Origin of the sequence: Paenibacillus tyrphae, assembly GCF_000722545.1 — a bacterium.
Lineage (GTDB): Bacteria > Bacillota > Bacilli > Paenibacillales > NBRC-103111 > Paenibacillus_G > Paenibacillus_G tyrfis.
Genome location: NZ_JNVM01000004.1, coordinates 30,492 through 51,684 on the forward strand (window position 1 = coordinate 30,492; position 21,193 = coordinate 51,684).

A 21,193-nucleotide genomic window follows, 5' to 3' on the forward strand; every position below is an offset into this window, starting at 1 on the left:
ACTTCATGGGCAATCGCGACATTCGCTGGATTTCGAGCACGAAAGACGCTTGCTGGACGGAAAAACCGGTCTCCGGTCAGGCCAGAGGCGACGCCAACCTTACGATTACCGGCGAAGCTTTTCAAACGGTAGAGGGCTTTGGAGGCTGCTTTAACGAATTGGGCTTTACGGCATTAAGCCATTTGACTCCGGAAGAACGGAGACGCGTGCTTCACTCCTTATTTCATCCCGAAGGAGAGCTGAAGCTCGGCATCTGCCGTCTGCCGATCGGCGCCAGCGATTACGCGCTTGAATGGTATAGTCTGAACGAGACGGACGGAGATTTGGCCATGGAGCATTTCTCCATCGACCGCGATCGTCAGTATTTAATTCCGTATATCAAAGAAGCGTTAACGTATAATCCGGATTTGAAATTTTTTGCTTCCCCATGGAGTCCGCCGACTTGGATGAAGTTTCCCAAGGCCTACAATTATGGAACGCTGCGTTGGGAAAAGGACATTTTGCAGGCCTATGCGCTTTACTTCGTCAAGTTTGTAGAAGCTTATCGTCAGGAAGGCATTACGATTCATCAGATTCATGTGCAAAATGAAGTGGTCGCCGACCAGAAATTCCCGTCGTGCGTCTGGACGGGAGAGCAGCTTCGCGAGTTCATCCGCGACTATTTGGGGCCGGCCTTCGAGGAGCACGGGCTGGATACGGAAATTTGGCTGGGAACGATCAATGCGCCGGAGCCATGGCAGGAAATGCTGCACAAATCGACTTCGGATTACGATGTTTATGCCAATACCGTGTTAAGCGATCCGGAAGCTTACAAATATATTCAAGGCGTCGGTTACCAATGGGCGGGCAAATATGCGATTCAACGAACCGTGCAGAGCTATCCGGAGCTTCGCTACATGCAGACGGAAAACGAATGCGGAGACGGCCTGAATACGTGGGACTATGCGAAATATGTTTTTAATTTATATCAGCATTATTTCGTGAACGGCGTAAACAGCTATATTTATTGGAACATGGCGCTGGAGCCGAAAGGGCGAAGCACGTGGGGCTGGGAGCAAAATTCGATGATCACGGCAGATCCCGCCGCCAAGCGGGCCGTGTACAATCCCGAGTTTTTTGTGATGAAGCATTTCTCGCATTTCGTTGCTCCGGGTTCGTCGCGCATCGGGTTGAAAGGTCCGTGGGCCGGAAACGCGCTTGCTTTTGCAGCGCCGAACGGACAAAAAGCGGTGATTGTGGCTAACCCGTTCGCCGAGCCGCGGATTCTCCGACTAAGTGATGGAACGCGCACGCAAGCTTTTGAGCTTGAACCGGAATCGTTCAATACGATTATTATATGACATCGGATTCGTCGTAAGGGGAGGATGCTAATGGAGAGGGATATACAGCAGCTTATCTCGCAAATGACCATAGAGGAGAAAGCCGGATTGTGCTCCGGCTTGAACTTCTGGCAAACGAAGGCGGTGGAACGGCTTGGGATTCCGTCGATTATGCTTACAGACGGCCCTCACGGACTCCGGAAGCAGCGGGGAGGTCTGGACCACCTCGGCTTTGCCGACAGTGTACTGGCGACCTGCTTTCCTTCGGCGGCAGGCTTGGCCTGCTCGTGGGACCGCAAGCTGATGGAACAAGTCGGAATCGCTTTGGGGGAGGAATGTCAGGCCGAGGACGTTGCGATCCTGCTGGGACCGGCGGCCAACATCAAGCGTTCGCCGCTTTGCGGCAGAAATTTCGAATATTTCTCGGAAGATCCTTATTTATCGTCGGAAATGGCCACCCATCATATCAAGGGCGTCCAAAGTCAAGGTGTAGGAACGTCGCTTAAGCATTTTGCCGTGAATAACCAAGAGCATCGAAGAATGACCGTGGATGCGGTCGTGGACGAACGGACCCTGCGGGAGATTTATTTGGCAAGCTTCGAAGGAGCGGTCAAGCAGGCTCAGCCTTGGACCGTGATGTGCGCCTACAATAAGGTGAACGGTGAGTATTGCTCGGAGCATGAGGACTTGCTGACCCGTATTTTGAAGGAAGAATGGGGACATGAAGGCTTTGTTGTGTCCGACTGGGGAGCCGTGAACGACCGGGCGAAGGGATTGGCTGCCGGGTTGGAGCTGGAGATGCCGTCGAGCAACGGCCTCGGCGACCGGAAAATCGTAGACGCGGTGAAGAGCGGCAAGCTGTCCGAGGAAGTTCTGGACAAGGCCGTGGAACGACTATTGCGCGTTGTTTTCCAAGCGGTCGACCGGAAAAAGGAGCATGCTTCCTTCGATGCGGAAGCTCATCATGCGCTGGCCAGAACCGTCGCGCGCGAAAGCATGGTACTGTTAAAAAATGAACACGGCATTCTGCCCCTGAAAAAGGACGGGACGATCGCCGTGATCGGGGCGTTGGCGAAACATCCGAGGTATCAAGGCGGCGGAAGCTCCCACATCAACCCGACCCGATTGGACGATATTTATGAAGAAATCCGGCGAACGGCGGGAGCCGAAGCCAGCATCGTATACGCCGAAGGCTATCCGTTGGACATCGACGACATCGACGACCGCTTGCTTCAGGAAGCGAAGCTGGCGGCGACGCAAGCGAAGGCTGCGGTCATTTTCGCAGGCTTGCCGGAACGGTACGAATCCGAAGCGTATGACCGGCAGCATTTGCGGATTCCCGACAATCATCGGAAGCTGATCGAGGCCGTTGCAGAAGTGCAAAGCAATGTGGTCGTTGTTTTAAGCAACGGCGCTCCGGTCGAGATGCCCTGGATCGATCGCGTGAAGGGTGTGCTCGAAGGCTATCTGGGGGGTCAGGCGCTTGGAGGCGCCATTGCGGATTTGTTGTTCGGGGATGCGAATCCGTGTGGCAAGCTGGCCGAAACGTTCCCGAAACGACTAAGCCATAATCCTTCCCATCTGAATTTCCCGGGCGAAGGGGACAAGGTGGAGTACAAGGAAGGGCTGTTTGTCGGTTACCGCTATTACGACGCCAAGCAGATCGAGCCTCTGTTCCCGTTCGGGCACGGTTTAAGCTACACGACATTCGAATACACCGGCATGACCGTCGACAAACGGGAAATCCAGGATACCGAGACGGTCCGCATCGGCGTTCGTGTCCGAAATACGGGCGAACTCCCCGGAAAAGAAATCGTCCAGCTGTATGTGAGAGATGCTGAAGTAAGCGTGATCCGGCCGGAAAAAGAGCTTAAAGGGTTTGAGAAGGTCGAACTGGAGCCCGGTGAGGAAAAGACCGTCGAGTTCGTATTGGACAAGCGCGCATTCGCCTACTACAATCCCGAGCTGCAGGACTGGCATGTAGAGACCGGCGACTTTGAAATCTTGATCGGAAAATCGTCGGCCAAGCTCGTGCTTCAAGAGACGATTCGCGTGCAATCGACTGTCAGATTAAAGAAAACCGTTACCCGAAACTCGCTTGTAGGCGATTTGCTGGACGATCCGCAGCTATCCCCGATCTTTCGCGAGATGCTTCGAAAGTACAGCGAGAACAAGGTGATGAATGCGCTGGAAGAGGACGGTTCGGATATGATGCTGGAGTTTGTCAGGAATATGCCGCTGCGCGTTCTCGCTGCTTTTAGCCAGGGCGCCGTGACGGAAGAGATGCTGGAAGCGGATCTCCGGCGGTTAAATGAAATAGGCGAATAGAAGTGGAGAAGAAGGGAGTAATCCTTTCTTCTTTTTTTATGCCCAAGTCTGCAAAAAGTGCTCAGCATCCGATTTTACTCGTTATCTAATTTACTAAAAAATTTAGTGTGCTGTAAGGTTCAAAGCTCTTTTTTTACAAAAATGCCAGGCTAAGAGAAGCCTGACTAGGCTGTTGGTTTTGACAAAAATAGAGAAGCATACGGAGGTGGGGTATCCGCTGGAGAAGTGATAGCGGCCGCCTTTGTCTTCGGGAAATGTCCGCTACTAAGCGGCTTCCAATCAAATTTCCCGAAGACAAGAGTGGTCGGAAGTGGATACCCCGCCCCTTCGTAACCTCTATAATTCCGTTTGATCGCTTTCTCACCAAGCTCACAGGGCTACGAGAAGCCCAACATGAACTTTCTTCCCCCACATCAGCTTAAGTTAAAATATGCCCGCCTTCCACATGCAGAACGGTGCCGGTTACGAACCCGTTTTGGATCAGATAGAGCACGCTTTGCGCAACATCCTCCGCTTTGCCCACCCGTTTGACCGGGAGCTTGCCGGCCACGGTTTCGTAAAACTGGTTGCGCGCGTCCTCCGGCATTTTGCTGCGCGATGGAGTATCGATGATCCCCGGGAAAACGATATTGACCCGGATCGGAGCAAGCTCCAGCGCCAGCGTCTGGCCCAGGTTCGAGACCGCCGCGTTGATCGCGCCAAGGGCGGACGAGCCGACCATCGCCTTGTAGGCGACCACGCCGGAGAACAGGGTAATCGAACCGTTCTTTGAAATGTTCGGCGCGCCGTATTTGGCCGCATAGTATTGGCCCCAGAATTTGTTTTCGAACAATTTGCGGGCTTGGGCCGTATCGGTTTGGAGGAACGGCCCGCCCGAAGTTTCCGCGGCGCTGACGACAAGATGATCGAACGCTCCGACTTTTTCAAAAAATGCCTGTACCTGCCGCTCATCCGTCGTATCCAGCGTATAAGCCGCGGCCTTCGGTCCGAGCTGCTCTTTGGCGCTTAGCAGTTTATGCTCCGAGCGGCTGGCTATGATCACTTCCGCGCCGAGCGCAATAGCCTGTTTCGCGGTTTCCAGACCGATTCCGGAGCTGCCGTCGATAATAATGAGTTTTTGATTTTGCAACATGAGATTTCCTCCTTTTGGGTAAGCGAATTATTGATTCAATACCGATTTCAGATGGGCGTCGAGCTCGGCTGCGAACGTATCGATCTTCGGATGTTTGATGACATCGTAGCAGGCGAAGCTTTTTAAAGGCTGCAATCCAAGGAACTCTTGCGCCCGGTGCAAATGACTTAACGCTTCTTCCAGGTCGGCTCCTCTAAAAAACTGCGTCGGGTCGTTGAACGCTTCTTCCGGAGCGTTCCAAGTCGCCGAGAACATATATTTTTTGCCGGTTAACAAACCGCCTCTACCGTACTGCTCGGCGCCCTTGAAAAATAATCCGTAAGCATACACTTCATCCATATACGTTTTCAGGAGTCCGGGAACGCTGAACCAGTATACAGGCGTTTGGTAAATGATCACGTCGGCCCAAATGAATTTTTGTTGCTCTTCTTCGATGTTGTAGCCGTTTTGAATAATTGTGGTTTGGACCTCGTTATTTTGGCTTAATGTGCTTACCATTCGATCGACCAAGGTTTGATTCAGTTTCCCCTCCGCCGAACGATATTTTTGATGACCGTTAATGATCAAAACTTTCATTTTGTCTCCATCTCCTTTTATGTGTTTAACGTGCGGTCATGCTCGGCTTGCTCCACTAATTCGGCCTCCCGGTGAAGGCGGTAATCATCGGACCACCGATGGCGAACATGCTGATCAAGGGAGCGACGAGCGCCAAGGGCGGCCTGCTTCGCTGAATTTCCGTAGACATGTTGTTCACCTCCTCAGGCAGGGTGGAATGATCGGCTCACAACGATATTATATGTGTAGTAGATTCATTTACGGAAGTAGTGATATTTAATTCATATAGTTTCCGAAAGTATATTTATGTGATACAATGGGGGTAATTAAGCGAAAAAAATGTCGGGAGGGTGCTTGGATGAGTGAGCTTGAACCCGTCGTTCTGACCAAAGGAACGCCTGGCGTGCCTTGTCCCATTGCCAAGACGCTGGATGTGATCGGGACAAAATGGACCTTTTTAATTATTCGCGATCTGCTGATCGAAGGGACGATGCGATTCAGCGACCTGCTGAAATCGATGGATGGCATTAGTCCGAAAACGCTCTCGCTCCGTCTGAAAGAACTGGAAGATCACGGCATGCTGGAAAGAACGGTATATCCGGAAGTTCCTCCGCGCGTCGAATATACGTTGACGGAAAAAGGAAGGCGGTTGGAGGGCATTTTTATCGAATTAAAAAGATTTGGCATGCAGTTATAGGACTTGAATTGTTCCGCGAGGATGTCGTGAAAAGGAGGGGGGATACTCGTGGGAAATGTGATTTCCATGCCCGAAGCCCAAGAAGACATAGCGCCTTCCCTTTCCATGTCGAACGGGTTGACCTCGGTTTTTCTTGATGTTCTGGTGCTTAGCGGCTCTCGAATCGCGAACACGGACCGTGAAAAAGAACTGATCATTTGGCTTGCTCAACGCGACCAGTCGGTCGTCGGGATTGGAACGGTAGGGTTTAGTCTAGAGGAGATGCCCTGGTCGGCGGACAATTTTTCCAGTGAGAAGGCGTTTATGACCCAGACGATTCAGGGGGCTATGAAGGAATCCGGCTGGGAGAAGCTCAGCTATACTCCGAACAAGGAGATGGTCGTCGGACGATTGGCGGACTTTCAGCTCATGATCAATGCCTTTCAAGCGGAGTACCTTGATCCAAGCTATTATCTCGAATGGGCCGAGGTAGACGAGGATGATGATTCACCGACCATCCCCCGAGGGTACCCCATGTGCTCCAAGCACGCTGTCTATTTGTCCTGCCACGGATGCTTGCTGTGCAACGATGAAGGCGGCGGCTGACGTTCGTCTCCAGGCCCTCCAAATGTAATAATGCCCATAACGAAGCAGCCCGGCATGGATGTGAACGCCGCGGCTGCTTTTATTTAACTTCCGTGCTATTCCCGACAAAGGGAGAAATATTGTTTCAGGTCGTGCTGAAAATCCGTGGTCGGACGTCTGGGCTCCCGGATCTTGCATTGCTCTAAATACTCGGCGGCGAGCCCTTTGAGTTCGGGGTATGTTCTTACCGTTTCGATCAGGCAGCCGATGATTCCCAGTTGGTTGGGTTCATCTTTCTTCAGCTTATACGTGCCGCTGGAAATAAGATGTTTAAGCCAAACCCGGTACGACTCATCGCTGTCGGGAATTGGCGTATCGAAGTACCCTTGCCTAACGGCGGCCCATAACGCTAAAAGCGAATAATGAACGAGCTCGCTCGTCTCCCCGTTTTTAAAAACCGTCACGAGCGACGGAATCGCACCGGATATATTGACGCCGCTGTCCGCCAGTCTCCAGTGGATGCTGCAAATATATTGTTCGGTTGCCTGATCCATCACATAGCGCTTGCCCGCAGCGAGGATAAGCCGAATTGCTTCATCTGGAAAAGGGACTTCTGCGGCCAGCAAGGCATCGAGCAGGGCGGCAGCGCGATATTGAAGATAAAGCTCCGTATCGGTTTTCTCCGATTCTTTCCGGTCCAGATGATGAAGCCGTGCAAGGGGCGTTATGAATCCGGATAAATCCCCGCTCGCTTCAAGGCACTGGTGAACAATTTCGATCAGCGCGACAATCTGTTCCGGGTCGTTGACGTTCAGATAGGTGCCCAATTCGCCGGTCTGGTGGTCCTTTAGTGAAGCCATTGCGGAAGTCGTTATTTCTTCGATGATTTCCTTTGCCGTGCGCCTGCATTCGGCCAAATCCGTTGTTGCGTTAAGCAACTGCATCATGTGTTCTATAGTGCTAACGTTCATAGGAAGGTTCCTCCGTCGTCCGTAACTATCGGCAAATCATGATATGAATAGCAAAATTAACAGTCGAATGGATAGAAATTGAAAAGCGCTCAACTTCGGCTCAAGTACAGGACCGGAAGCTGTGCGCTGCATTCAAACGATGGCGAAGCTAGGGGAGAAGCCGTTCCTTTAAGACAAGCTTGGTAATGTCCTTCGCCTTATTCAATGTGCCGCTTTCTCCATCGACTTGGGCTGCGAAAACGAGCGTGTCCTCCTGGAGCTGGACAAATCCGACATACCAGCCGAACGGCGGGTTGCTGCTGCCTCCCGTTTTTCCGTAAAGTGTGTAGCCGGGCTGCTGCTCTTCTTCGCGTATCATCTGTTTTACCGTTTGCATGACTTTCTTGTCGAACGGCAGCGATTCCTGAACGAGCTTCGTTATAAATTCTACCTCTTCCATAGGCGAAATTTTTAGAGAGCTGTTGTTCCAGAACTTGTCGATTCCTCCACTGATATCTTTATTGCCGTAATCGATGGCGTCGAGCCATTGCTGCATGCGCTCATTTCCGATATCGCGGGCCATGGCTTGATAATACCAGACAGTGGAATGGCGCATGGCCGTAGCCAACGTATGATCTTGGTTCCAAATCTCCCGGCTTCGCTTGACTCCATCCCATCGTTTCACGGTATTTTCGTCCTGCACGGCCCCGGTCTGAAGACCGATCAGCGCATTGGCCACTTTGAAGGTCGACTGCGGCGCCTCACGCAGGGCGGCGCGGGTTTCGTTGAAAACATACGATTGGTTCGTGCGCAGGCTCCGGATGATGAACGTCCCATTGTTCGAAGGGAAAAAAGATGACAGATTCCATTCGTTCAAGCGAATCTCCTCCTTCTTCTCCGGGGATACGCCGGGAGTGGGAGTGCCTCCGGCTGCTTCCGGGGATGGCTGCGAGCATCCGGCAGCCCATAATAAAATGGACAAAGCTGCCAAGAGTTGAAATCTAGGGGACACGATGCTTTCCTCCTACGCTATAGAATGATGACAGCAGATAAGTTAACTTTGACCCACGTCCGCTGTGAGAGAACCATCATAAAAGTTAGCATAGAGGCGCGGAAATAAACATGGGTGAACGGTAATATTTGGGTGATAAAACGGATGAAACCCACGGAGCATTGCATCCGCTGCGATCCCAAAAAAAAGCTCCCGGTCCCCTTCGCAAAGGGGCGGGAGCTTCTTGTCTTTAAGCGAGCAGTTCGCGCAGCACAGCGGTAACGGCAGCCATTTCTTCGTCCGTACCGATCGAAATGCGCAGCTTGTCGGCCAGACGAGGGTGCTCGAAATGGCGGACGTAGATGTTTCGTTCCAGCAGCCTCCGGTACCACTGGCGGGCATCGGGCTTTCCGGCTCCCGCAGGAGGCGTGCACAGCACAAAGTTCGTTTGCGAAGGGATGACATCGAAGCCGAGGCTCTGAAGCTCGGCGATGAAGCTGTCGCGCGTCGCCTTGACCGCCGCTACCGTGCGTTCCGTGTATTCGCGGTCCTCCAGAGCCGCCACGGCAAGCTTCCGGCTGATGGAGTTGATGTTATAAATGTCCTTGCTCTTTTCCAGCGCGGCGATGAGAGGTTCGGCGGCGACGCAGTAGCCGACCCGGGCTCCGCACAGGGCGTAAGCCTTGGAAAACGTGCGGACGACGATGACGTTGGGATAGCGGTCCACCAGCGGGATGGCCGTTGCGCCGCGATCAGCGAAGTCGATGTAGGCTTCGTCAATGACGACGAGCCCCGGGAAGCGGCTGACCAGCCGTTCCGCTTCTTCGAGCGGCAGCAGGTGTCCGGTGGGTGCATTCGGATTGACCAGTACGATCGCATCCGCGCCGCTGTTCATCAGCAGCTCCGTATCGACGGTAAAGTCGCTGCGCGTCGGAACGGCGATGGAAGAGGCCTGATTAGATGCGGCCACCGTATGATACAGCGAGAACGACGGGTCCGGCAGGGCCAGACGCCGGTTCGGGCCGACGAAGCCTTTGACGATCAAGGAGATGATCTCGCTCGAGCCGTTCCCGCAAAAGATTTGCTCGTCCTTGACGCCGTGCAGCCGCGAAAGCGCGGCGCGCAGCTGTACGCAGCGGGCGTCGGGGTAACGGCGCAGCTCTTCTTCGCCAAGCGTGCGCAGCGCTTCCAGCACAAGCGGAGAGGGCGGGTACGGGCTTTCGTTCTGATTCAGCTTGATTGCGGCGATTCCTTCCGGCGGGAGATCGCCCAAGGCGTAAGGGGTGAGCCGTTCGATATGTGGCAAAATAAGGGTCATCGGTTTGGTTCCTCCTAACATACGGCTGACGGTCAGCTCGTGATTTTTATGATGTGATGCACGTCTTCCGCTTTGCGCAATGGGATGATAAGATGAGCATAACCGCATTTTGACATTCGAAAAATGGTCAGTTTCGTAATTTTTCAAGTGACAGTTTAATGCAAAGGAGAAGCCGGGATGATCGATTTGATGCCGAGGCTCGACGAAACGTCGGGCGAAGCGCTGTATATGCAGCTGTACCGTTATATCCGCGACGAAATCGCCGCCGGCCGCATTCCGGCGAACGTGCGGCTGCCGTCCATCCGCACGCTGTCCGCTTATCTGGGCGTAAGCCGGTCGCCCGTCGCCCTTGCCTACGAGCAGCTGCTCGCCGAGGGCTATGTGAACAGCAGACCGCGCAGCGGGCTGTATGCCGCCGAGCTGGACACGTCCGCCTCCCTGGAGGTGCAGACTGAAGCGGCGGCGGAACGTTCCGCCGTTTCACCGTCGCCGAAGCGCGCGTACCACGCGTCTCAGGATGAACCGTTTCGTTACGACTTCGGCTATGGCAGCGTCGATATCGCGAGCTTTCCGCTGGCGAAATGGCGCAGGCTGATGAACCGCTGCCTGCTGCCGGAAAACAGCCGTCTGCTGCTGTACGGCGATTTGCAGGGGGAGCCGGAGCTGCGCGCCGAAATTGCCGCCTACCTGCACCATATGCGCGGGGTACGCTGCCAGCCGGAACAGATCGTGGTCGGTGCAGGCACGTACCACTCGCTCGATTTGCTGTTTCAATTGCTGCGCGAGGACGTCGCCTGCATCGCTTCCGAAGAAGCGGTCAACGACGGGGTAAAAGCGCTGTTCGGCCAGTTCCGGTTCGATTGCCGGCCCCTTCGGCTGGAAAGCGACGGTATCTGCCTCGAAGAGCTGCAGGCCAGCGGCGCGCAGGCCGTATATGTCACCCCGTCGCATCAGTTTCCGTACGGCATGACGCTGTCGGCGGGCAAGCGGCTCAAGCTGCTCCAATGGGCGAAGGAGCGGCGAGCCTACATCGTCGAGAACGATTACGACGGCGAATTCCGCTACAGCGGCCGGCCGATTCCTTCGCTGCAGAGCCTGGACGACGACGGCCGGGTCATCTACGTCGGCACGTTCTCTCGGGCGCTGACGCCGGCGTTCCGGCTCAGCTATCTCGTGCTGCCGCCTGCGCTGCTGGCGAGGTTCCGCAGCCGCCGGCACAGCTACGACCAGCTCGCCTCGCCGATCTTCCAGATGACGCAGCAGCTGTTCATGCAATCCGGCGACTTCGGCAGACACGTACGCAAAATGCGCAGCGTCTACCACAAAAAGCGCGATGCGCTGCTGCACGCGGTACGCGACGCTTTTCCGGCGGGCGTCGAGATGATCGGCGCGGACTCGGGGCTGCACTTGCTGCTTCGGGTCCGGGGAGATAAGAACGAAGCGGAGCTTGTGCGCGCAGCCGCCCGGGAAGGAGTCGGCGTTTACCCGGCTTCGGCTTACCGGCTGCGGCCGGAGTCTGATGAGGCCCCGACCGTGCTGCTCGGCTTCGGCGGCCTGTCCGAAACGGACATCCGGGAAGGGGTAAGGCATCTGGCGCGAGCATGCATGGAAAATGGAATTTTCTCTAAATAAATGAAAGAATGTGGACGATATATCCAGTAGGATGTCATTTTTCTTTTATTTTGAAGAGGAGGGGTAACGTGAAAGTTTCTGGCGAAGGAAGCAGCGTCTTGAACTTGTACGCGATCCGCGATCAGGAGAGTAAGCCCGGCCTGAGACCAGGGACGATTGCCGGCTTGAAGCATGATACAGTCGAAATCAGTCCGATCGGCCGGCAATTGGCGGAAGGCGCAATTAAGCACCACGTGGGCAAAATTTTCGTATCGGCCCAAATCGACGAATCGCTGAACCGGCTGCTCGAAGGGAAATCGCAGGAGGTAAGCGATGCGGTGCATACGATCATCGGGTCCAATCTGCTGCCTAGCGGTTCTATTTCGGACGAAGGGGAGCGAGCCGCGTTGCGGGAAGCAGGATTGGCGCAGGCAAAATATGTGGCGGACCGTTATATGTCGGGCGGTGAATCGTCCGAGTTGATGGCGATCATGAATCAAATTGCCGTCATCGGCACGAAGGGAACGGTTGATCCGGCCACGGGAAGTGTCTCCTACAAGATGCCGCCATCCCGGCCGGTCGGGGCGCCGGAAGACTATGTGGACATCAACGAGCTGATGAAGAGGTTCGAACCGGATACCTACAAAAAGCTGAACGAAGCGGTAACCGGCAGCGGCGACTGGGGCAGCATTTTGTTTTCGTTTGTCAAAAAAATCCCGCAAAATGAGCAGTGGGTGAGCAAGTATCGCGAGGAAACGAAACAACTGCTGCACGAGTTGAAGACGACCAAGCTCGACAACCGGTTTGCAGGCGCCGATACGACCGATATGGCTTCCTTCTTGCTGGATATAAACCGTAAGCTGGAGCAGACGCCGCTTGCAAAGGCGGACGCCTTGATGCGAAACATGGATAATTTTGCAAGAATTTTCGGGTATCGGGCTTGACGAAAAGCGAGCGTGTGGCTTGGATGTGTCCTTCCGGTCGGGCCTGAGAGGATACACAATGTAAAAATGACGACCATTCCGTGATTCCGAAAAAACGCACAACATCTGGATGGCAGCCATCCGGCAAAATCCGAAAAACCGCACGCCTCCCGGCCCAATGGCTTGGAGGAGGGGCGGTTTTTTTATTGTACAAAGGACAAAAACGACAGGAGATGAAATTAATACCGTCACTGGAATAAATAAATTTCAAACCGTTCCACCCCCTCCCGGAAACCGTCGTTTTCTTCACAATTTATTCAAATATTTATTGACAAGCGAAAAAAACGGCTGTTATTATTAACATCAGTGGTGAAAATAAACGAATTAAATTTGTTCAAGGAATCATTTAAAGCGGTTCCGGACCCGACGAACCCGACTTGAAAGCGTTAGCAAAGCGGGATCCCCGGGCCACAAACCGCAGCGGAACAGCTTGAACTTCACATGCCGAAAGGAAATGAGTTACTTATGGGCTTCGAACGATTGGTGGAAGAATACCGCGGAGGCGTGCTGGAAAATGTACATATGGGCCTCGTTTGCGGAATGGACGAGAACGGCCGGATTGTGCATTCTGTCGGCGACGAACGGCATATGACGTTTTTGCGTTCGGCGGCGAAGCCGTTTCAGGCGATCCCGGTCATCAAGAACGGCATCGACGAAAAATTCAAGCTGAGCCCGAAGGAAGCGGCTTTGTTTGCCGCCTCGCACCGAGGAGAGAAGTATCATATCGAGGCGCTCGAGTCGGTTTTGCAAAAAACCGGGCTGAAGGAAGAAGACATCCTGTGCTGTCCGACGTACCCGCTCAACGAAGCACCGCGGGCGGCCTGCTACTGGGACCATTTGGAGAAGCGCAAGCTGTACCATAACTGCTCCGGCAAGCATTCCGGTTTTCTCGCGCTGTCCAAGGAGCTCGGCTACGACCTCGAAACCTACTGGAGTATCGAGCACCCGGCGCAGCAGCTCAGCTTGGAAGCAATGGCTGAAATGGCCGATTACCCGAAGGAAGACATCCGCATCGGAGTAGACGGCTGCGGCTTTCCGGTGTATGCGATGCCGCTGCACAACATCGCTCGCGCCTACCTGAAGCTGGCCTGCCCGGATCTGATCGCGAATGCCGATACGAGAGCGGCGGTGACGAAAATCGCCGGCTACATGAACGCTCACCCGGAGATCATCGCCAGCCACGATTTTATTTGCACCGCGCTTCTGACCGATCCGAACATTGTCGCCAAGGGCGGCGCCAAAGGAGTATACGGCTTCGGACTCAAAAAGGAGCGCATGAGCTTCGCCTTAAAAGTTCTGGACGGCTCGGAGCTCGTATGGCCGATTATTGTCGCTTCGATTCTGGAGCAGATCGGCTACGACAACCGCGATACGATCGACCGGTTGTACGCGCTGGCTCCGAAGGAGATCAAGAACGACAACCACATCGTCGTAGGTGAGAGAAAAACCGTATTCCGTTTATAGTTGGGCGCTTCACTGACACATGGGTAACGATCTTCCTTCTTTTGGACGAACGGCTCGTTCGTTCCGCAGGAAGATTAAGCATAAATCAATGAAAAACGGGGGGATTTTCCATGAAAAAACGTTTCGCAGCTTTTACGGCATTGGTGCTCGCCGGCGCGATGTTCGCAGGCTGTAGCGGCGGCGCAAGCAAGCCGCAGCAGCAAGGCGCAGCCGAGCAGCCGACAGCCAAGAAGGAAGGCAACGGCATCACGATTGCAGTTAATGCCAACTTCGTGACACTGGACCCGCACAACGCGGCCGATACGCTGTCCATTTCCGGCTACCGCACGATGTATCAAGGCCTGCTCGGCTTCGATCAGGATATGAAGGTCGTGCCTGTGTTGGCTGAATCTTACGAAGTGAGCCCGGACGCCAAGGTATACACCTTCAAGCTGAAAGAGAACATCAAGTTCCACGACGGCACGCCGTTCAACGCGGAAGCGGTCAAAGTCAACCTCGACCGGGTGAAAAACAAAGATAACAACCTGAAAATGGCGCGCAGCTTCGCCGCCGTAGAGAAAACCGAAGTCGTCGACGCCAAAACGGTAAAAATTACGCTGTCCCAGCCGTATTCCGCGATGCTGAACAAGCTGGCCATGCTGATGATCATCAGCCCGCAGGCGCTGGAGAAGTACGGCAAAGATATCGGCCAGCACCCGGTGGGCACCGGTCCGTTCAAGTATAAGGAATGGGTGCAGGGCGACCGGATGACGATCGAGAAGAACGCCGATTATTGGGAAAAAGGTCTGCCGAAGGTAGACACTATCACCTTCAAGCCGGTGCCGGAGAACGGTTCCCGCGTCGCGATGTTGAAAACGGGCGAAGCCGATTTCGTCTATCCGCTGCCGACCGAGCAGGTGGAGCAGGTGAATGGCAAGAACGGCATCGTCGTGGACAAAACGCCTTCGACGATTGCGCGCTACATCACGATGAACATGACGAAGAAGCCGTTCGACGACGTCCGCGTCCGTCAGGCGATCAACTACGCGATCAACAAAGACGCCTATATCAAAGTCGTCAAATCGGGCTTTGCCGAGAAGCTGGACTCGACCATGTCATCCAAAACGCAATTCTATGCGAAGCAAACGCCGTATGACGGCAACGTGGAGAAAGCGAAAGCGCTCCTGAAGGAAGCCGGCCTCGAAAACGGGTTCAAAGCCGAAATCTGGGGCAGCTCCGACTCCGAAACGGTCAAAGGTATGCAGTTCGTGCAGCAGCAGCTGGCGGCCGTAGGCATCACGCTCGACGTGAAGCCGATGGAAGAAGGCACGCTGTCCAACGAGATCAACTCGGCCAAAACGCCGCAGGAATCCAAGGTGCAAATGTGGTACGTCAGCTGGTCCCCATCCTCGGCCGACGCCGATGCGGCGACACGCCCGCTCTTCGCGAGCGAAATGTACCCTCCGAACGGATCGAACACCGCTTACTACAAAAACGACAAAGTAGACGAGCTGATCGCAAAAGCGAACAAGCTGTCTAGCGCCGACGAGCAAAAAGCCGTTTACGCCGATATTCAAGCGCAAATCTACAAAGACGCTCCGTGGGTGTTCCTTGCCGTCGACCAGATCGTATCCGGCAAGAAAAACTACCTCGAAGGCGTGAAAGTATATCCGGACGGCTCGATCAACGTCCGCGAAGCCGAAATCAAGAAGTAAGTCCTGACCTGATGCTGTGTTGACCCGCCCTCCGGTGCGGTGCTCACCACAGCATCTCGCCTAATGGCAGGTTTTCAGAGGAGGAGTGTAAAAGCTTGGCTCAGTATGTGCTTAAACGATTGGTTGCCGTCATTCCGATTCTTTTTATCGTTTCCGTCTTGATCTTTCTGTTCATCCACTTGATTCCCGGCGATCCGGCGCGGCTCGTGGCCGGCAAGGAAGCTACGCTCGAAGACATCAGCCGCATCCAGGCTGAGCTCGGCCTCGACAAGCCGCTCTGGGAGCAATATTTCATCTATATGTCGCATCTGCTGCAGGGAGATCTGGGCCGTTCGCTCAAAACCGGCCAGCCGGTAACGGAAATGCTTGCCTCGCGCATGATGCCGACAATCTGGCTGACGATTTTCAGCATGGGCTGGGCGCTTCTGTTCGGAATCGTGATCGGCGTCATCTCGGCGACGAAACGCAACCGCTGGCCGGACTATTTGAGTATGCTGACCGCGGTCTCGGGCATTTCGGTGCCGCCGTTCTGGCTCGGGCTGCTGCTCATCCAGCTGTTCTCCGTCCAGCTCGGCTGGCTGCCGACCGGAGGCGTCGATACGTGGCAGGGCTACGTGCTTCCGTCGATTACGCTCGGAGCGGGCATCATGTCGATGCTGGCGCGCTTCTCCCGTGCTTCCCTGCTGGAGTCGCTGAAGCAGGACTACATCCGGACCGGCCGTGCCAAAGGCTTGAACGAACGCACGGTCGTCTGGGGGCATGCGATGAAAAACTCGATGATCTCCGTCATTACTGTGGCCGGGCTTCAGTTCGGCTTTCTGCTCGGCGGCTCGGTCATTGTCGAGACGGTGTTCAGTATCCCCGGGCTCGGTCGGCTGCTGATCGATTCGATCGCCTTCCGCGATTATACGGTCATTCAGGCGGAGCTGCTGCTGTTTGCCGTCGAATTCATTCTGGTCAACTTGCTCGTTGACGTCCTGTATGGCGTGCTCAATCCTAAAATTCGCCTGTCGGGCCAGAACTGAGGAGGACCACCATGAGTCAAAACATCGTCATCGACCACGCTGCGGACACGGCCGTTCCGTTTACTAAAAGCAGTCCGCTCCGCGATTTTTGGATCAAAATGAAAAAGCAAAAGCTCGCGTTCGCCGCAGGCTTGTTTATCTTATTGCTCGTCGTCGTCGCGATCGTCGGTCCCGCGCTTGCGCCTTACGATCCGTCCGTGCCGGATTACGACAACATTTTGTCCGGTCCGTCGGCGAAGCATTTGGCCGGTACGGACGAGTACGGCCGCGATATTTTCAGCCGCATTCTCGTCGGCACCCGGCTGTCGCTGTCCGTCGGCCTCAGCGCCGTGCTGATCGGGGCGGCCATCGGCACGCTGCTCGGGCTGATCAGCGGCTATTACGGCGGCTGGCTCGACCGGCTGATCATGCGGAGCAGCGACGTCATGTTCTCGTTCCCCGATCTGCTGCTCGCAATCGGGATCGTCGCGATCCTCGGACCGGGGCTGATGAACGTCGTCGTCGCCGTTGCGATCTTCGGCATTCCGTCGTTCGCGAGGCTGATCCGCAGCGCCACCCTGGAAACGAAGGAATCGCTGTATGTGGAAGCGGCCCGTTCCATCGGGGCGAACAACGTGCGGATTATTGCCCGTCACATTTTTCCCGAAACCGTTCCGAGTCTGATCGTTTACTTCACGATGCGGATCGGGACGACCGTTTTGGCCGCATCGGGCCTGAGCTTTCTCGGCCTCGGGGCGAAGCCTTCGGACCCGGACTGGGGGGCCATGCTGAGCATGGGCCGCGATTACCTCAGCATCGCGCCGCATGTCGTTTATTTTCCGGGAGCCGCCATTTTCCTGACGGTTCTCGCCTTCAACATACTGGGAGACGGTTTGAGAGACGCGCTCGATCCGAAGATCAAGAATTAGAACAGGAGTAACGCGAATGACTCAAAAACTACTTGACGTGAAAGGCCTCAAGACACAGTTCACCCGGGATCAAGGCAAAGTCAACGCGATTGACGGCGTCGATTTCCATGTGAACAAAGGCGAAGTGCTCGGTCTGGTCGGAGAATCCGGCTGCGGCAAAAGCGTCACGTCCTTGTCCGTCATGCGGCTGCTGCACGGCACGCCGGGGAGCATTGTCGGGGGTACGGTCCGTTTTCAGGAGAAGGATCTGGTCGCGCTGTCCGAAAGTGAGATGCGCTCGATCCGAGGGAAAGACATCGCGATGATTTTCCAGGAGCCGATGACGTCGCTCAATCCGGTACTCAAGATCGGCAAGCAGCTTGTGGAAGCGATCCGCCTGCACATGAAATACGATAAAAGCAAGGCGCGGGAGCACGCCGTTCATATGCTGAAGCTGGTCGGCATTCCGCGCGCCGAGGATGTCATCGACGAATATCCGCACCAGCTCTCGGGCGGTATGCGGCAGCGAGTCATGATCGCCATGGCGATGTCCTGTAACCCGCAGCTCCTTATTGCCGACGAGCCGACCACCGCGCTGGACGTGACGATCCAGGCGCAAATTTTGGACCTGATGAAGAAGCTGAAGGACGAGAACGACATGTCCATCATGCTGATCACTCACGACTTGGGCGTGGTGGCCGAAATGTGCGATCGCGTCATCGTCATGTACGCGGGACGTGTCGTCGAGGAAGGGAACGTGCTGGATATTTTCGACGACCCGCAGCATCCGTATACGAAGGGGCTTATTCATTCGGTCCCGAAGCTGCGCCAGAATCACCGGCGGCTCGAATCGATTCCCGGCAACGTGCCGGACTTGACGAACATGCCGGCCGGCTGCAAGTTCGCTCCCCGCTGCTCGGCGGTGATGGACATCTGCCGCGAGCGGGAGCCGCAGTTGGTGCAGACCACCGGCGGCCGAAAGTGCCGCTGCTGGCTATTTGAGAACGATAGCGCGAAGGGAGAAGGGGAAGCGTGACGAAACCGCTGGTGGAAGTGAAAAACCTGCGTAAAGTGTTTCCGATCAAGAAAGGGTGGTTCGGGAAGCCGGTTTTGCTGCAGGCGGTGGATAACGTATCTTTCTCCATCCGCAAGGGCGAGACGTTCAGCATCGTCGGCGAGAGCGGCTGCGGCAAGTCGACGACGGGCCGCCTGATTACACGGCTGCTGGCGCCGAGTGAAGGCGAGATTTGGTTCGACGGGCAGGAGATCGGGAAGCTGGACGAGGCCCGCATCCGTCCGCTGCGCCGGCAGATGCAGATGGTGTTCCAGGACCCGTACGCGTCGCTTAATCCGCGCATGAAGATCAAGGATATCATCGCCGAGCCGCTGCTTATTCACGAGAAAATGTCGGCGGCGGAGCGGGAAAAGGACGTGCAGCGGCTGCTTGAGGTCGTCGGCTTAAGCTCGTTCCATGGTGAGCGCTACCCGCACGAGTTCAGCGGCGGTCAACGGCAGCGTGTTGGCATCGCCCGCGCTTTGGCGGTGAAGCCGAGCCTGATCGTGGCCGACGAGCCGGTATCCGCGCTCGACGTGTCCATCCAGTCGCAGGTGCTGAACCTGCTGCAGGATTTGCAGGAGGAGCTCGGGCTAACGTACTTGTTTATTTCCCACGATCTGAGCGTCGTCGAGCATATCAGCGACCGGATCGGCGTCATGTATCTCGGTTCGATGGTCGAGCTGGCGGATAAGGACGCGATGTATGAAAAGCCGCTGCATCCGTACACGCAGGCGCTCTTTTCTTCCGTGCCTGTGCCGGACCCGCGGCTGAAGCGCGAGAAAATCGTGCTGAAAGGCGATCTGCCCAGCCCGGTCAACCCGCCGTCCGGCTGCCGGTTTCATACCCGCTGCCCGGCGGCAATGGACGTCTGCCGGACGAAGGCGCCCGTGTTCCAGGAGCAGGAACCGGGCCATTACGTGGCTTGCCACTTGTATGGGGAGAGCAAAGGATGAAGATCACGACAGGATTCGTTCAAACGGCGGATGTCACCGTTTATCTGTGCCCGGAGCACGCCGGACAGCCGGTTCCGCAGTTGGAGCTGCGGCCGGGGATGAAAGCCCGCGGCGCGGTCACTTGGTTTTACGGGCGCGGCGAAGAGGCGCACGTGCTGATCGTCGGACTCGAGCCGGAGGCGAATGCGGAGCGGGTACGTGAAGCGGCCGGGAATGCGGCCAGAGCGGTTCACAAGGAAGGCTTCACAACCGTGACCGTCATGCTGGAATCGTTCGTCCGGACGCTGAGCGGCGCGCTTTCTGAGGAAGAGGCGGTGCGGGCCTGGACGGAGGGCTGGCTGCTCGGCTCGTATGCGTTCGACAAATACAAGTCTCGCAAGGAAGCCCGTACGGTGGAGCGTCTGCACCTTGTATGCGCCGGCGACGCTTCCTATGAGGAAGCGCTGGAGCAAACGGCGATTCGTGCGGAAGGGGCTATGTTTGCGCGCGACCTGTGCAACGAGCCGCCGAATGTGCTGCACCCGGAATCGCTCGTCGAGATCGTTCGGGAGCGGTTTGCGGAGCGGCCGGTGAACGTTCGTATCTATGGGGAGCTGGAACTCGCGGATCTGGGGATGAACGGGCTATTGACCGTCGCGCAGGGAAGCCGGTACAAGCCTGCGCTCATCGAGCTGACGTTCTGCACCGATCCGTCGCAGCCGCTACTGGCACTCGTGGGTAAAGGCATTACATTCGATATGGGCGGCATGAACGTCAAGTCCGGACGGGATATCAGCGACGCGCGGTTCGATATGGGCGGCGCCTGCGCCGTGCTTGGCGCGATGGACATGATCAGCCGCTCGGACCTGCAGGCGAACATCGTCGCGCTGATCGCGGTCGCAGACAATATGCCTGACGCGGCGGCGTTCGTGCCGTCTACGGTGGTCACGTATCCGAACGGCCTTTCCGTGCAGGTCGGCAATACCGACGCGGAAGGCCGGCTCGTGCTGGCCGATGCGCTGCTGCACGCCGGGCGTCTCGGCGCCCGGGAGGTGATCGACATCGCGACGCTCACGGGCAACGTCGGCGAGGCGCTCGGGCTGGGCCTCGCCGGAGCGTGGGGCGACCGCCAGCTCGTCGACACACTGGCGGCCATCGGCGAGCATTGCGGAGACCGGCTGTGGCCGATGCCGCTGGTCGACGACTACGAGGAGCTGCTGCGCAGCGATTATGCCGACATGAACAACATTCCGCCGATTTCGTACGGCGGAGCGATTGTAGCGGCGCTGTTCCTGCGCCGCTTCGTGGCCGATGCGATGCGCTGGGTGCACATCGACATGGCAAACACCGTGCAGGCCAAGACTGCGCGCGGTTATTACCCGGCCGGCGCGACCGGCTACGGCGCGCGGCTGCTGGCCGACTTTGCGGCCGGTCGGGCCGACGCGAACCGGAGCGCCGGGGGCGGCGAGGCTTGATGCCAGCTGTCGGCTTGGCGTGGACAGACAGGCTTGAGGCGAGTTGAATGGGGTACTGATAAGAGATCGTTCCAGAGGCAAATGTTTTGCCGAGGGGCGGTCTCTTTTTTTATTCGAAGGATGCCCGGGGTCCAGGATTTGTGGTGGCCTGCTTGGTGTCGGCGGCGGGTTGAAGAGGTTGCATGCCCCAATTCGAGTATAGAGGAACTGC

Annotated in this window: 18 protein-coding genes; 13 read left to right on the forward strand and 5 right to left on the reverse strand. The window is 56.0% G+C overall.

Annotation, left to right across the window (positions count from 1 at the left end):
- Positions 1 to 5: 5 nt before the first annotated feature.
- Positions 6 to 1,340 (forward strand): glycoside hydrolase family 30 protein, encoded by a 1,335-nt coding sequence (locus ET33_RS03570; RefSeq protein WP_036676622.1) that lies wholly within the window; start codon positions 6 to 8, stop codon positions 1,338 to 1,340.
- A 30-nt stretch (positions 1,341 to 1,370) separates the two neighbouring features.
- Positions 1,371 to 3,647, forward strand: a complete 2,277-nt coding sequence (locus ET33_RS03575; protein ID WP_036676624.1) for a beta-glucosidase family protein — start codon at positions 1,371 to 1,373, stop codon at positions 3,645 to 3,647.
- A gap of 418 nt (positions 3,648 to 4,065) precedes the next feature.
- Here the strand turns inward: ET33_RS03575 and ET33_RS03580 are convergent, their stop codons facing one another.
- Positions 4,066 to 4,779: an SDR family oxidoreductase gene (locus ET33_RS03580; RefSeq protein ID WP_036676626.1), complete on the reverse strand. Its 714-nt coding sequence runs from the start codon at positions 4,777 to 4,779 to the stop codon at positions 4,066 to 4,068.
- Between the two features lie 27 nt (positions 4,780 to 4,806).
- Positions 4,807 to 5,355, reverse strand: a complete 549-nt coding sequence (locus ET33_RS03585; protein WP_036676628.1) for an NAD(P)H-dependent oxidoreductase — start codon at positions 5,353 to 5,355, stop codon at positions 4,807 to 4,809.
- Between the two features lie 337 nt (positions 5,356 to 5,692).
- On the opposite strand from ET33_RS03585, the gene ET33_RS03590 reads away from it, so the two are divergent.
- A complete protein-coding gene (locus tag ET33_RS03590) occupies positions 5,693 to 6,031 on the forward strand; it encodes a winged helix-turn-helix transcriptional regulator (RefSeq protein ID WP_010498754.1) in 339 nt (112 codons plus the stop codon).
- A gap of 48 nt (positions 6,032 to 6,079) precedes the next feature.
- A complete protein-coding gene (locus tag ET33_RS03595) occupies positions 6,080 to 6,616 on the forward strand; it encodes a hypothetical protein (protein ID WP_036676633.1) in 537 nt (178 codons plus the stop codon).
- Between the two features lie 95 nt (positions 6,617 to 6,711).
- Here the strand turns inward: ET33_RS03595 and ET33_RS03600 are convergent, their stop codons facing one another.
- From ET33_RS03600 to hisC, 3 genes are all read right to left on the reverse strand, one after another.
- The gene (locus tag ET33_RS03600) at positions 6,712 to 7,566 is read right to left on the reverse strand and encodes a hypothetical protein (RefSeq protein WP_152570587.1); all 855 of its coding nucleotides are present in this window, start codon (positions 7,564 to 7,566) and stop codon (positions 6,712 to 6,714) included.
- Between the two features lie 148 nt (positions 7,567 to 7,714).
- Entirely contained in the window at positions 7,715 to 8,521 is an 807-nt protein-coding gene (gene blaOXA, locus ET33_RS03605; RefSeq protein WP_374701658.1) for a class D beta-lactamase, read from the reverse strand.
- A gap of 265 nt (positions 8,522 to 8,786) precedes the next feature.
- A complete protein-coding gene (gene hisC / locus ET33_RS03610) occupies positions 8,787 to 9,854 on the reverse strand; it encodes a histidinol-phosphate transaminase (protein ID WP_036676639.1) in 1,068 nt (355 codons plus the stop codon).
- Positions 9,855 to 10,031: 177 nt separating this feature from the next.
- Between hisC and pdxR the strand changes: the two genes are divergently transcribed.
- The 9 genes from pdxR to ET33_RS03655 all read left to right on the forward strand — a co-directional run bounded on the left by pdxR (position 10,032) and on the right by ET33_RS03655 (position 20,982).
- A complete protein-coding gene (gene pdxR / locus ET33_RS03615) occupies positions 10,032 to 11,486 on the forward strand; it encodes a MocR-like pyridoxine biosynthesis transcription factor PdxR (RefSeq protein WP_081890192.1) in 1,455 nt (484 codons plus the stop codon).
- A 68-nt stretch (positions 11,487 to 11,554) separates the two neighbouring features.
- Positions 11,555 to 12,409 carry a hypothetical protein gene (locus ET33_RS03620; protein ID WP_036676642.1) on the forward strand — a complete coding sequence of 285 codons (855 nt, stop codon included), beginning with the start codon at positions 11,555 to 11,557 and terminating at the stop codon, positions 12,407 to 12,409.
- A 504-nt stretch (positions 12,410 to 12,913) separates the two neighbouring features.
- Entirely contained in the window at positions 12,914 to 13,912 is a 999-nt protein-coding gene (locus ET33_RS03625; protein WP_036676645.1) for an asparaginase, read from the forward strand.
- A gap of 110 nt (positions 13,913 to 14,022) precedes the next feature.
- Positions 14,023 to 15,606, forward strand: coding sequence for a glutathione ABC transporter substrate-binding protein (locus ET33_RS03630; protein ID WP_036676649.1), 1,584 nt, complete (start codon positions 14,023 to 14,025; stop codon positions 15,604 to 15,606).
- Between the two features lie 95 nt (positions 15,607 to 15,701).
- Positions 15,702 to 16,631 carry a nickel ABC transporter permease gene (gene nikB / locus ET33_RS03635; RefSeq protein ID WP_036676652.1) on the forward strand — a complete coding sequence of 310 codons (930 nt, stop codon included), beginning with the start codon at positions 15,702 to 15,704 and terminating at the stop codon, positions 16,629 to 16,631.
- A gap of 11 nt (positions 16,632 to 16,642) precedes the next feature.
- The gene (locus ET33_RS03640) at positions 16,643 to 17,539 is read left to right on the forward strand and encodes an ABC transporter permease subunit (protein ID WP_051775091.1); all 897 of its coding nucleotides are present in this window, start codon (positions 16,643 to 16,645) and stop codon (positions 17,537 to 17,539) included.
- 16 nt (positions 17,540 to 17,555) lie between these two features.
- Complete coding sequence (locus tag ET33_RS03645) at positions 17,556 to 18,554, forward strand: ABC transporter ATP-binding protein (RefSeq protein ID WP_036676655.1); 999 nt, start codon at positions 17,556 to 17,558, stop codon at positions 18,552 to 18,554.
- Positions 18,551 to 19,528 carry an ABC transporter ATP-binding protein gene (locus ET33_RS03650; RefSeq protein ID WP_036676658.1) on the forward strand — a complete coding sequence of 326 codons (978 nt, stop codon included), beginning with the start codon at positions 18,551 to 18,553 and terminating at the stop codon, positions 19,526 to 19,528. The genes ET33_RS03645 and ET33_RS03650 overlap by 4 nt, the downstream gene beginning before the upstream one ends.
- Positions 19,525 to 20,982 (forward strand): leucyl aminopeptidase family protein, encoded by a 1,458-nt coding sequence (locus ET33_RS03655; RefSeq protein WP_036676661.1) that lies wholly within the window; start codon positions 19,525 to 19,527, stop codon positions 20,980 to 20,982. The genes ET33_RS03650 and ET33_RS03655 overlap by 4 nt, the downstream gene beginning before the upstream one ends.
- Positions 20,983 to 21,193 lie beyond the last annotated feature (211 nt).